The 12,032-nt window shown below is 58.2% G+C and carries 12 protein-coding genes; 11 read left to right on the top strand and 1 reads right to left on the bottom strand.

Going from position 1 to position 12,032, the window contains the following annotated elements:
- On the bottom strand, positions 1-2,028 hold a 2,028-nt coding region (locus VAE48_RS12540), incomplete at its 3' end, for a hypothetical protein (RefSeq protein WP_322793669.1).
- 355 nt (positions 2,029-2,383) lie between these two features.
- Here VAE48_RS12540 and VAE48_RS12535 point away from each other — a divergent pair.
- The 11 genes from VAE48_RS12535 (at position 2,384) to VAE48_RS12485 (ending at position 11,845) form a co-directional block, all read left to right on the top strand.
- Positions 2,384-3,670, top strand: a complete 1,287-nt coding sequence (locus VAE48_RS12535; protein WP_322793668.1) for a hydroxymethylglutaryl-CoA reductase, degradative — start codon at positions 2,384-2,386, stop codon at positions 3,668-3,670.
- A gap of 48 nt (positions 3,671-3,718) precedes the next feature.
- Positions 3,719-4,792: a hydroxymethylglutaryl-CoA synthase gene (locus tag VAE48_RS12530; protein WP_322793667.1), complete on the top strand. Its 1,074-nt coding sequence runs from the start codon at positions 3,719-3,721 to the stop codon at positions 4,790-4,792.
- Positions 4,793-4,803: 11 nt separating this feature from the next.
- Entirely contained in the window at positions 4,804-5,964 is a 1,161-nt protein-coding gene (locus VAE48_RS12525) for a thiolase C-terminal domain-containing protein (protein WP_322793666.1), read from the top strand.
- Between the two features lie 111 nt (positions 5,965-6,075).
- Complete coding sequence (locus VAE48_RS12520) at positions 6,076-6,477, top strand: Zn-ribbon domain-containing OB-fold protein (protein WP_322793665.1); 402 nt, start codon at positions 6,076-6,078, stop codon at positions 6,475-6,477.
- A gap of 229 nt (positions 6,478-6,706) precedes the next feature.
- Complete coding sequence (locus tag VAE48_RS12515; RefSeq protein ID WP_322793664.1) at positions 6,707-6,883, top strand: hypothetical protein; 177 nt, start codon at positions 6,707-6,709, stop codon at positions 6,881-6,883.
- Between the two features lie 28 nt (positions 6,884-6,911).
- Positions 6,912-7,385 (top strand): DUF1801 domain-containing protein, encoded by a 474-nt coding sequence (locus tag VAE48_RS12510; protein ID WP_322793663.1) that lies wholly within the window; start codon positions 6,912-6,914, stop codon positions 7,383-7,385.
- A 13-nt stretch (positions 7,386-7,398) separates the two neighbouring features.
- Positions 7,399-7,785, top strand: coding sequence for a hypothetical protein (locus VAE48_RS12505; RefSeq protein ID WP_322793662.1), 387 nt, complete (start codon positions 7,399-7,401; stop codon positions 7,783-7,785).
- Positions 7,786-7,908: 123 nt separating this feature from the next.
- Positions 7,909-8,205 (top strand): antibiotic biosynthesis monooxygenase family protein, encoded by a 297-nt coding sequence (locus VAE48_RS12500; RefSeq protein ID WP_322793661.1) that lies wholly within the window; start codon positions 7,909-7,911, stop codon positions 8,203-8,205.
- A 27-nt stretch (positions 8,206-8,232) separates the two neighbouring features.
- Entirely contained in the window at positions 8,233-8,991 is a 759-nt protein-coding gene (locus VAE48_RS12495) for a hypothetical protein (protein ID WP_322793660.1), read from the top strand.
- A 41-nt stretch (positions 8,992-9,032) separates the two neighbouring features.
- Positions 9,033-10,343 carry an MFS transporter gene (locus VAE48_RS12490; protein ID WP_322793659.1) on the top strand — a complete coding sequence of 437 codons (1,311 nt, stop codon included), beginning with the start codon at positions 9,033-9,035 and terminating at the stop codon, positions 10,341-10,343.
- 266 nt (positions 10,344-10,609) lie between these two features.
- On the top strand, positions 10,610-11,845 hold the full coding sequence (locus VAE48_RS12485) for a DNA glycosylase AlkZ-like family protein (RefSeq protein ID WP_322793658.1): 1,236 nt from the start codon (positions 10,610-10,612) through the stop codon (positions 11,843-11,845).
- Positions 11,846-12,032 lie beyond the last annotated feature (187 nt).

Here is a 12,032-nt window from a genome sequence, read left to right as displayed (position 1 = left end):
GCCCAGATTACGCAGCAGGTGACTGGCAGTGTTGGAGAAGGTGGCCGGCGGAGGAGGCGGTGAAGCCGGCGAGCTGGTTGAACCGCCAGCGGAGGCTACACCACCGCACAAACCGCGTGAAATGCCCAATCCCCACGTCAGGAAATTGTTGGGGTGGCGGGCAACGTACTCCACCGAAACCAGATCGCTGAGGGTGTTGAAGCGTAAAAAGCCGCACGAATCGGCTGTGCCGAGCGGGGTGCGTACATTTTGCAGCTGGGCAACCGTATCGGCATTGTCCACCCGCACGCGGAACATCAACTGTCCCTGCGGGGTGATGTTGTTGGAAGTCAGCACACTGGTGTAGGTGTTGGGCGTGCTGAGGTCGGGCAGGACAAACTTAAACGGCCCGCTGCCGCCCAAATTTGAACAGGGCACCAGATTACCACTGGCATCGAACATTTCCAACAAGAGGGTGACCAGGCCGGAGCGGCGCGGGAGCACATCGTTGTAGGTGAAGGGGGGTAATTTGTTGCCGGTGCTGTCAAAGTAGGCAAACGGGCGGTCATAAGGATCGTTGATGTTGACCCAGCCGTCACCCGGGGAGGGGTCCGGCACTTCATAAAGATTTGTAACGCCATTGACGGTTTTCGGCCCCAGCACCACCGGATTCAGGTGAATGGTGAGCGGCGAGTAGGTAATGGTCATGTAGCGGTGCGTGACGGTTGCATCAATTTGGGTGAAGTTGGCGTCGCCCTCGAATTTGTAGGACCAACGGTAATAACGCACATTGCTGAGGGTCTTCAGGCGCGGGTCGAAGTTCATTTGCAAAGCCAGTGTGCCACCCCATGGGGTTGTGCCGTTGACCAGACCGGTAGTCGAGGTGCTGATCAGCGGGTTGTTTTCCAGGTCGGTAATGTTGCGCAGGTCAATATTGCCGATAGCGGTCGGCCAGACGTACAGTTCATCACCGGGGATGGGGCGGTCGGGGTCTTCCAAACAGGCAACGGACTGTGGGTCGGTTACGGTGATCTGGATGGAAGGCGTACCATTGTAATTCCAGTAGGTGTTACAACCGATGGGAGGGCTGTAGATCAGCCGCTCGGTACCGCCGATATTCTGGGTTACGCGGAAGTACAGGTCGGGAATGTCGGATGGGCACCAGAAGCACAATTCTTTGTAAAAAGAACCGTCGGACTGGATGGGCACCTCTGCCAGCAGGCGTAAACAGTAAAAGAAATCCGGCAGGGCAATGCACAAATACGGCGCCAGTGTTACTTTATTTTCGATGATGAAACGTTGCAGTGCTTCACCCTTTAGGATGGAAAGGCGGGTACTGATGTCCGAAAGTGCGGCGGAAGTGATGGATGGACTGCTGGTTTCTTGCGGACGGGGAAGCAGGAATGCCTGCCGAAAAGGAGCCGGATCCGGCCCCGGACCGGGTGGAATGGGAGGAAATGGCGGATTGGGCTCCGGAAACGGAAAAGGAATCGGTTCTGGCAGGGGTGGGAAAGGCGGGCGGCGAAGCAGATCCAGCAAATCATCTCGCAGGCGCTCCAATTCCGGCAAGGGAAGCCGCTGCAGGTAACAGAGAAAATCCACTTCGTAGATTTTGACGGTTCCCTGGCAAATAGTGGCGTAACTACCTGAGGCGAATCGTTTGCGCACATTCCCGCGGACAATTACGCAATACCTCCACCAGCATAGATAGATGGCGCGGGAAATAGCAATTTCCAGTAAGGAGGGGCGCAGAGCGGGGATGACATCCTGTAATACGGCTTTGGCTTTGACCAGTTGTTGCAGCAAGTCCGGCGGGGAGATTTTTTCCTCGCCGAGCAGGTCGGGGCCAACATACAGACGATAATTTTGATCGGAAGGGAGGCGAAGGCTGACGGTTTCTTTGGTGAAAGGCTGCGAGTCGATCAGGTTGCCCTGGCGGTCAAACAAATAGACCCGGATAGGGGGTGTTTTTTCCCCTTCGGTTTTATCCGGGAATCGGATCTGGACACGCAGTGTCCGTTGTTTGTTCTTGCTGCTTTCTTCGACCATACAGAACCTCCTTTTGGAGAAAAGGTGTTATACCTTGACGAAGGTATAACATTGATAATATAGACTTACATTATCATAATAGCACTTAATATTGGAATAGGATACCGCGACTTTCACGATTTAACCGGAGCGAAAAAAAGTAAAAAACGCGGGCACGCATCAACCCTGATTGAAAAACTGCGGTTGGTGAGAATGTCCACTTTTTCCACCGGCGGGGTGCGCAGAAAGTTTGTCTCAGTTTTGTATAATCTTTCTCTGAAAATTTGATAGATTTTGAGTGACCTTTGGGGGTAACATACGGTAGGTTTGGTTAAAAAACCTGTCCATTTTTGATCGCCGGAGGAATTGTATACGCATGCCTGAAAAAAGTGGGGCAAAATTTTATGACCTGCCCCCCGCCCAACGAATGGAATGGGTGGGTAAGCAGGCTCAGCTGAGCGATGCCGACCTGCAGGCGCTGAGCGGTGCAGCCGGTTTGACCCTCGAACAGGCCGATCACATGATTGAAAATGTGATTGGTGTTTACGGGCTGCCGCTGGGAATTGCGCGTTATTTCATCGTCAACGGGCGTGAGGTGCTGGTGCCGATGGTCATTGAGGAACCTTCGGTGGTCGCCAGTGCGTCCTTCATGGCAAAACTGGCGCGTTCCGGCGGCGGTTTCATTGCTCAGGCCGACCCGCCGGAAATGATCGGGCAGATCCAAATTCTGGGTGTTGCCGATACCCCAACCGCCCGCCTGCGCCTGCTGGAAAAGCGCGATGAATTGCTGGCCGAAGCCGCGAAAATTGATCCGGTGTTGACCGGTTTGGGCGGCGGCCCGCGGGGTTTAGAGGTGCGCATCATCGAGGAATCGCCGATTGGCAGCTTTCTGGTGCTGCACCTGATTTATGATGTGCGCGATGCGATGGGCGCCAACGCGGTCAATACCGCACTGGAGCGGCTGGCGCCGCTGGTCGAGCGGATTACCGGCGGACGGGTGCATTTGCGCATCCTGACCAACCTTGCCGAACGCCGGCTGGCACGGGCGCGGGTGACCATTCGGCTGGAAGAACTGGCCTTCGAAAATTTCAGCGCCGAGCAGGTGCGCGATGGCATCATTGCCGCGTGGGCATTTGCCGCTGCCGATCCCTACCGGGCTGCCACCCACAACAAGGGCATCATGAACGGTGTGGATGCGGTGGTGATGGCGACCGCCAACGACTGGCGCGCCATCGAGGCCGGCGCCCACGCCTACGCCGCCCGCAGCGGACGCTATACCAGCCTGAGCACGTGGGGCAGGGATGAACAGGGCAACCTGCTCGGCACGCTGGAAATGCCGATGGCGGTGGGAATTGTCGGCGGGGCAACCCGCGTTCACCCGGCAGCTCAGGCGGCCATCCGCCTGATGGGCGTTAAAACGGCCGGCGAACTGGCGGAGATCATCATTTCGGTGGGGCTGGCGCAAAATCTGGCGGCGCTGCGCGCGCTGGCAACCGAGGGCATCCAGCGCGGACACATGACCCTGCACGCGCGGCAGGTAGCCATTGCCGCCGGCGCAACCGGCGAACTGGTCAACCGCGTGGCAGAGCAAATGGTACGCGAAAAGGTGGTGCGCATTGACCGCGCCGAGCAGATTTTGAAGGAAATTCAAGGGGAAGCCTGATTGCATCCTCTCCTAAGGAAAGAGAAGTAACCAACAAGGAGTGTTTTTATGGAAAAACCCGAAACTCAAACCCTGACGCACATCCCGGCCCGCCCGGTTGGCATCATTGGTTATGGGGCGTATGTGCCGCGCTACCGCCTGCCGGCGCGTGAGGTGGCGCGCATCTGGAAGGGCGGCAAGGACGAAGCCCCGGTACGGGAGAAATCGGTACCCGGCGCGGATGAGGACGTGATCACCATGTCCATCGAAGCCGCCCGCAATGCGCTGGCGCGCGCCCGCATTCACGCCCACGAAATTCGGGCGGTGTGGGTCGGCTCTGAATCGCACCCGTATGCCGTCAAACCCAGCTCAACGGTGGTCGCCGAAGCCATCGGCGCACCGGTCAGCGTACAGGCCGGTGATTGGGAATTTGCCTGCAAAGCCGGTACCGAGGCGATGGTGGCGGCGATTGCCATGGTTGCCGCCGGCATGGGGCGTTATGCGCTGGCCATCGGCATGGATACGGCGCAGGGCCGCCCCGGGGATGCGCTGGAATACACCGCTGCGGCCGGCGGGGCAGCCTATATTCTCGGCCCGGCGGAAGAAGCGCTGGCGGTCGTGGAGGGCACCTATTCGTATGTGACCGACACACCCGATTTCTGGCGGCGGGCCAATGAACGTTACCCCGAACACGGGCAGCGCTTTACCGGTGACCCGGCTTACTTCAAGCACATCACCGAGGCCGGCAAGCAGCTGATGAAGGATTTGGGTCTGACGGCCGGTGACATTCAATACGCGGTCTTTCACCAGCCCAATACCAAGTTCCCGCAGCGGGTGGCCAAAATGCTCGGTTTTACTCCCGAGCAAATTCAACCCGGCCTGCTTTCGCCGGTGATTGGTAACACTTATGCCGGCGCGGCGATGATCGGCCTTTCGGCCGTGCTGGACTGCGCCAAACCGGGTGACCGCATTCTGGTGGTTTCGTTCGGTTCGGGCGCCGGTTCGGATGCCTTCCTGTTCCGCACCACCGAAGCGCTGGTGGAACGCCAGCGGCTGGCGCTGCAAACCCAGGATTACATTGCCCGACGCACCGAAATTGACTACGGCATGTACGTCCGCCTGCGCGGCAAGCTGGCGGATTGAGGAGGCTGACCATGCGTGATGTGGTGATTGCCGGTATCGGTCAGACTCGGGTGGGTGAGCTGTGGGATATTTCTCTGCGCTCACTGGCCTATCAGGCGATGAAAGCAGCCCGGCAGGATGCCAACGGGCTGACCCCCGACGCGCTTTACGTGGGCAACTATCTGGCGATTGTAACCTCGCACCAGTCCAACCTGGGCACCCTGCTGGCGGATAACGCCGGTCTGACCGGCGTGGAAGCGTTCACCTGTGAAGCGGGGCAGGCTTCCGGCGGGGCGGCCTTTCAGATGGGCTTCATCGCGGTGGCCTCCGGATACGTGGATGCGGCGCTGGTGGTGGGTGTGGAAAAGTACACCGATGCAATTGGCAGCGAGCAGGAAGCAGCCGTGGCGCTTTCGATGGATGCCGATTATGAGGCCATGGTCGGGTTGACGCTGGCCGGCCAGGCCGGTTTACTGATGCAGCGTTATCTGCATCAGTACGGCGCGCCCCGTTCGGCGTTTGGGGCGTTCCCGGTGCTGGCGCACGCCAACGCGGTCAACAATCCGTTTGCCATGTACCGCAAAGCCATTCAGCAGGAAACCTATGAGAAAGCCGAACCACTGGCCGAGCCGCTCAATTTGTTCGATCTGGCGTCCTATGCGGACGGAGCGGCAGCCGTGCTGCTGACCACCCCCGAAAAGGCAAAGCAGGCCGGCATCCGCCACCCGCTGGTGCGGGTGCGCGGCTCGGCGGGGGTGATTGATACGCTGGCGTTACACGACCGCCCCGATCCGCTGGCATTTGAATCTGCCCGCTATGCCGTTCAGCGCGCCTGCGAAATGGGCGGTATTTTGCCGGGCGAGGTGGATTTGTTCGAACTGGATGATGCCTTTTCCATTTATGCCGTGCTGGGGCTGGAAGCAGCCGGTTTTGCCGAACGCGGCGAAGGCTGGCGGCTGGGTCAAAACGGCGACCTGCGGCTGGACGGCAGGCTGCCGGTGATGACGATGGGCGGATCGAAAGGACGCGGCAACCCGCTGGGGGCGGTGGGCGTGTATCAGATCGTCGAAGCCGCCCAGCAGCTGCGCGGTGAAGCGGGCGCCAATCAGGTTGCGGATGCGCGCCTGGCGCTGACGCTCAATTTGGGCGGGCCGGCTTCTTCCGCATTTGCCCATGTACTGGAACGGTTGTGAGGGTCTGATAGGTTTTGATAGGAATCTGGACTATCCTTGATAGAAATTGAAAGGATTGAGCCGATAAACTGTAGGCTGGATTGATTTACAAAGTAGAAGGAGAAATAAACCATGGAAATTCCGCGACACTGGCGATTGAAGAAACAGCGCTATTCTTTGCAGGGCGAGATTTGCCCGCACTGCGAAGGCAAAATTTTCCCGCCGCGCGATGTGTGCCCGCACTGCGGCAACGATGCGCGCACGACCTTTACCTTTAGCGGGCGCGGCACGATCTATTCCTTTACCCATGTGACCGAAGCCCCGGCCGGGTTTGAGGATACTGCCCCTTACACGGTGGCCCTGGTGCAGCTGGAAGAGGGCCCGGTGGTCACCGCGCAGTTGACCGATGTGGATGCGGATGAGGTGGAAATTGGCATGCCGGTGGAAATGGTCACCCGCAAGATTCGCTCGGACGGCAACGAACGGGGGATCATCATTTACGGGTATAAGTTCAGGCCGGCGGTAAAAGCGTAAAACAGGAAATCGGGTTGTGAACAGCGCCTTCACGCGGGTGAGGGCGCTGTTTTGTTGGGGCAGTGAGGGGGTGTTGCAGAATCAGGAGAATGGGTTGGGCAAATAACCCGCCGGGCCTGTCATTCACCCCGGAAACGGCCATAAGATTAAGGGGTTTTGGAATCAGCGCCGAATAACCAGCATCTGTGATGTAAATGTCTTGTAATTTTCCTCCGCATGTGGCGGTACAATGAACGCCAATCAATTTCTTTGCACCTCTGGACCTGCTACTCCCTTGAAATTAATCCAGCAAAGTGATCAACTGATTCTGGCAGTGGATGATCAGACGGGGCAGGCAGTGTTGTGCCCTTACCTATCCTTCCTCGAAGCGTTGGCTCAGTATTTTGGACCATTGTGTTATAAATAATATGTCTGTTCAGAATAAGGAGAGTCGAATGAGCCAGAGCAAAAGTAAGGCGAATCCGTCTGAGCGCAAATCCGGCGAAACTGATACAGGTTTTACCGCGGAAGAACGCGCCGCGATGAAGGAGCGCGCCAGTGAATTGAAAGCCATGGCGCGGGCAAGCCAGGATAAAGTGGAAGGCGAAAATGCCGTGCTCGCCAGGATCGCCGAGATGGCGGAGCCGGAACGCAGTATGGCCGCGCGGCTGCATGAAATCATCATGACCAGCGCGCCGAACCTGTTACCAAGATTGTGGTACGGCATGCCCGCCTACGCCAAAGAGGGTAAAGTGGTTTGTTTCTTCCAGAGCGCACAAAAATTCAACACCCGTTACGCCACCCTCGGCTTCAGTGATGCGGCAAATCTCGATGAAGGCGCCATGTGGCCGACTGCTTTTGCGCTGAAAGAGTTGAGTGCAGCAGAAGAAGCAAAAATTGCGATGCTCATCCGGCGCGCGGTAAGCTGAAGGTTGAAGTCCAATGCAACCATACCGAACTCAACAGGGCAGCAGCCCTGAACCGGTCGGCGGTTCAGCCGCCCCCATTCTGCGGGCAGCCGGGCGGGGAGCGCTGGTCGGGTTTGGAGCGGGGCTGCTGGCCTTAGCGGGGGTGCTGGTGGTCGTCCGGCAGTGCCTGCCCTTTTATATTGCCTATCCGCCCGCGCCATGGCCGTGGTACTGCACTCAGCCGGCTTACGGTGTTATCGGCTTTATGGCGTTTCCGGTCAATCTGTTGACCGATGATCTGGCGCAGGCGGTCATGCTGGCACCACTGTCCTTGCTAATCTATCTTCTTGCTGGAGCAGTCATTGGCGGGGGGATCAGCTGGCTGCGTTCGTCCGGCAGTCGGGAACATAATCGCGGGTGAGGGGAAAATTCTCTTAAGATAGAGCGGGTTGAGCCGTAGAACCCGTTTATTAAGGTTTTTCCTTGCCGGATTTTGTATAATGAAATCAGGCGAAGACCTCACCGCCCGGGAAAGGAGGCTGAAATGTACGTTACCATTCTTTCCGGTCACGTCAGCCACGAAAACTGGACCACCCTGCAGAAGGATTATCAAGACAAAGTCACCCGTCACCCGCCGCGCGGCCTGGTTGAATCCGCGCTGGTGCAGAGCGAGGACGACCCGACCCTGTGGCACATCATTTCATTCTGGCAGAGCAAAGAGGCTTTCCAGAAGGCCGAGGATGAGGACGAAGCCAGCCTGTGTGTGCGCCTGTTTTGCGATGCCGGGGGTGTGCCGACCCGCCGCCGCTACCATCTGGCAGCCCGTTATGTGCGGGTCTAGGCGGATTTAGATCGGCTGAACTGCAGGATGGACGGGTGGCTGGAACGGCTGGTCGCGCTGGAAAGCGAGGTGGAGTACAAAACTCCGCCGCGGCGCGGAGAGGGGGAATTTCGTTTTCAGGCGGGCAGTCTGCCGGTGTTGGTTTCTGCGCCGCATGGGGCAGCCCATACCCGTCACGGGCGGTTGAAAGAGGAGGATGATTTCACCGCCGGGCTGGCGCGGTTGTGCGGGGAGTTGAGCGGAGCATACGTGCTGTACGCATGGCGAAAATCGGCTACCGACCCGAATTACTACCCGGATGTGCCCTATAAACAGGCGCTTACCCAAATCGTCCGCCGCTATGACATCCGCTTTGTGGTGGACCTGCACGGCTGCGCAGCCTACCGCGATTTTGGCATTGCACTGGGGACGATGCAGGGGCAAAGTCTGCCGCGCGAATACCGCCGCCTGATTTTGCGGCTGCTGTACCGCCACGGTTTTCGCGCCGGGGGCGGCTGGCTTTCGCGGGTGGATGTGGACTGCACCTTCACCGCCGGCAACGGCAGCCGGCAGGAAACCATCACCCGCTTTGTGTCCCAGCTCCTGGGGGTGCCGGCGGTCCAGGTTGAACTGAATTCCTACCTGCGGGTGGTGCGCCGCCGCCCGCAGGCTTCGGAACGCGATCCGTTTGAAGGGGATGCGGTGATGATTGAACGCACCATCAACCTGTTGGTGGGGCTGGTGCGTGCGGTTGCCCGTTATGCCGCCTCGGACGGTTTTGAGCGGGGCAGCCCAACAAAATTGTAGAGCGCAGTTCGGATACTCCCTGATATAATCGGCTGCGTAAAATGAACCTGATTCGACGGCTTTTTAGCCCGGCCCAGCCGGTGCCGGTTGAACTCCGGCGTAATTTTTTGCACCTTTACCTTGATATTGCCTGGTGGGGTTTACTCAACGGCAGTATTCTGGTTTTTTTGGGGGTATATGCTTCTCGTCTGGGGGCGAGTACCTTTCAATTGGGGCTGCTCACGGCTTCACCGGCGCTGATGAACCTGTTGTTCACCTTTCCGGCGGGTGGGCTGCTGGAACGCAAACCGATTGCGCGCCTGACCCGTTGGTCGGCGCTGGCGATGCGCATCTTCTACTTTCTGCTCATTCCCCTGCCGGTGCTGCTGCCGGCCGGTACGCAGGTGTGGGTCATTCTGGCGATCACGCTGCTGATGAATATTCCCGGCACGCTGATTGCGATTGCCTTCAACGCCTTTTTTGCCGAGGCGGTGCCGCCCGAATGGCGCGGTCAGGTGGCGGGGGTGCGCAATGCCTTGTTTTCCATAACCACCATGATCACTGCGCTGGCGGTGGGGGTCATTCTTGATCGAATGCCATTCGCCACCGGCTATCAGATTGTGTTTGCGATTGGGGCAGTGGGAGCGATGATGAGCGCGCTGCACCTCTGGCTGGTGCGCCTGCCGGAAAAACCTGCAGCGGTTGAGCCGCAAACCATCGGATTGAAAAATGAGCTGCGTTCTGCCGAAAAAGCGCCCTTGAAGGCGCTGCGTCTGCAATCCCTGCGGCTGGATGTTCTGAGGGGGGCGTTTGGGCGGCTGCTGGTGCTGATTTTTGTGTATCAGCTGGGGGTTTATCTGATTGGCCCGGTCGTGCCCAAGTATCAAGTCAATGTGCTGCAATTGAGCGATGTGACCATCAGTCAGGCCAGCGCGTTGTTTTGGGTGGCGCATTTTGTCGGCTCGCTGCAAAGCCGGCGGCTTTCGCAGCGCCTCGGTTTTCAGCGCCTGACCGGCTGGGGGTTAATCATTGTCACGCTAACCCTGGTGATGTTCACCTACAGTTTTCAACCCTGGATTTATCTGGCGCATTCGCTGATCGGCGGTATCGGCTGGGCGTGGATTGCGGGCGGCCTGATCAATTTTGTGCTGGAACGGATTCCGGCGGATGACCGTCCTTCGCATCTGGCATGGTTCAACCTGATCAACAATGCGGCAGCGCTGCTGTGCGGCCTGCTTGCCCCGTTGATTGCCGGCTGGATTGGCATGGCGGCGACCCTGCTGCTGGCAGCCGCTTTGCGGCTGGTGGTGGGGGTGAGTTTATGCGTGCGCAGACCGATCAAACGTCCGCGCCTGAGCCTGGCGCAGGAGTGACCTCCGTCTGTACCGGTGCTGCCGGGTGGAAATTTGCGCATTCTTGCGGAAGGCTGATTTTTACGGGTCCGGTAAGACAGATAAATTACGTGTGGGTTCGGGATAAGAACAAACCGCGGTGAGCAGCAAAATGGGCGGCCTCCCACCTGCCCCAATATCGCTTCTGCAATATTGGGGGAGGCGCAGAAGTAAATTGCTTTTATCTTGATTGATTTTTAGAACAAATGTGTTATCATTGGGTTATCCCTGTTCGTGGAAAGATGCCTGTGTCTGCTTTGAAGAATTTTGATGCCGAGATGATTCTGCCGCGCGGTGAGGCGCGCCGTTTTATGCTCTGGCAGCAATATCTGCTTCCGGCTCATACGCTGGAGGGCAAGCCGGGGATCATGACCTACTTTCAACGGGCTGGCTGTGTCCAGTTTGATCCGGTCAGTGTGGTCGGGTGGAGCCCGCATCTGGTTTTGCAGGCGCGCGTGCGGGATTATCAGCCGCACTGGCTGGAAGAACTGTTGTACCGCGAACGCCGGTTGTGGGATGGCTGGGATAAGGTCCAGTCCATTTACCCGGTAGAGGATTATCCCTTCTTTGGCTTGCGGCGGGAGGAAAACCGTCGAAACCACTGGCTGCCGCATGAGCAGGTCAGTCAGGTTCACCCCCACGTTCTGGATCGCATCCGCCGGCATGGTGCGGTTTCTTCACTGGACTTGCAATCGGGCGATCAGGTGGATGGCTGGTGGGGGGTGCCGGTGCGGGTGGAAAGGGCGGCGCTGGAAAACCTGTACAATATGGGTGAACTGGGCATTCATCACCGCGTGGGAACCCGCCGCTATTTTGACCTGACCGAGCGTTTGCTGCCTGCCCAAATTTATGCGGCAAAACCGCCGTTTGAGCGGCTGGAAGACTACCACGACTGGCATGTGCTGCGACGGGTGGGCGGGATGGGGCTGGCTTCACCGACGGCTGGTGAGGCGTGGGGCGGCATTTTGGGCATGAAAAGTAACGAGCGACTGGCTGCCTTGCGGCGTTTGGTCGCGAAGGGGCTGCTGGTGGCCGTTGAAATTGAGGAACTGCCCGGCAAAATTCTGTTCATGCGCCGAGAAGACTGGCAGGCCTGGCAGGAAAGTAGAGGAGTAGAAACTGCACCAGATCGGGTGTTATTTCTGCCGCCGCTGGATAACCTGCTCTGGCAGCGTGAGGTCATCCGCTGGTTGTTCAAGTTCGACTATGTCTGGGAAGTGTACAAGCCGGCTGCCACCCGCCAATTTGGGGCATATACCCTGCCGGTTTTGTGCGGCGATCAGTTCATCGCCCGCTGTGATGCGGCGCTGGAACGGCGGACAAAGACGCTGCGGATTCGCGGCTGGTGGTGGGAAGCGGGTGCAGAAAGAGGGGATGCCCGTTTGCAGGCGGCTGTGTGGAATGGGTTAATGGCTTTTCAAGCCGGCCTGGGGGCGGAAAAATTGGAAAACCATGCCGGTGTTGATCTGGTTTACCCTGCCTAGGGTATCATCTGCGAGAGTTCAGCCCGCTAATTGGGGAAAGTGAATGCGAGTCGGCGCCCGACATAATTTAACGTGAGTTCGGGATAAAATCAAAACATGGCAGGCAGTGATGATTACCCCCACCTGCACCTCCCCCAAAATCGCAGGGGCGATTTTGGGGGAGGCGGGAGGGGGACGAAAATTCGAA

It is taken from the genome of Bellilinea sp. (genome assembly GCF_034432615.1).
GTDB lineage: Bacteria > Chloroflexota > Anaerolineae > Anaerolineales > Anaerolineaceae > Bellilinea.
The sequence above is the reverse complement of the archived record's forward strand: the minus strand, read 5'-3'. Positions and strand labels throughout refer to the sequence as shown.

Excerpts from the sequence above, each read along its gene's own strand:
- VAE48_RS12500 (WP_322793661.1), top strand. The coding sequence starts at position 7,909 with ATGTACGTTACCATTCTTTCCGGTCACGTCAGCCACGAAAACTGGACC.
- VAE48_RS12505 (WP_322793662.1), top strand. The coding sequence starts at position 7,399 with ATGCAACCATACCGAACTCAACAGGGCAGCAGCCCTGAACCGGTCGGC.
- VAE48_RS12520 (WP_322793665.1), top strand. The coding sequence starts at position 6,076 with ATGGAAATTCCGCGACACTGGCGATTGAAGAAACAGCGCTATTCTTTG.
- VAE48_RS12535 (WP_322793668.1), top strand. The coding sequence starts at position 2,384 with ATGCCTGAAAAAAGTGGGGCAAAATTTTATGACCTGCCCCCCGCCCAA.
- VAE48_RS12490 (WP_322793659.1), top strand. The coding sequence starts at position 9,033 with ATGAACCTGATTCGACGGCTTTTTAGCCCGGCCCAGCCGGTGCCGGTT.
- VAE48_RS12510 (WP_322793663.1), top strand. The coding sequence starts at position 6,912 with ATGAGCCAGAGCAAAAGTAAGGCGAATCCGTCTGAGCGCAAATCCGGC.
- VAE48_RS12525 (WP_322793666.1), top strand. The coding sequence starts at position 4,804 with ATGCGTGATGTGGTGATTGCCGGTATCGGTCAGACTCGGGTGGGTGAG.
- VAE48_RS12515 (WP_322793664.1), top strand. The coding sequence starts at position 6,707 with ATGAACGCCAATCAATTTCTTTGCACCTCTGGACCTGCTACTCCCTTG.
- VAE48_RS12495 (WP_322793660.1), top strand. The coding sequence starts at position 8,233 with ATGGACGGGTGGCTGGAACGGCTGGTCGCGCTGGAAAGCGAGGTGGAG.
- VAE48_RS12530 (WP_322793667.1), top strand. The coding sequence starts at position 3,719 with ATGGAAAAACCCGAAACTCAAACCCTGACGCACATCCCGGCCCGCCCG.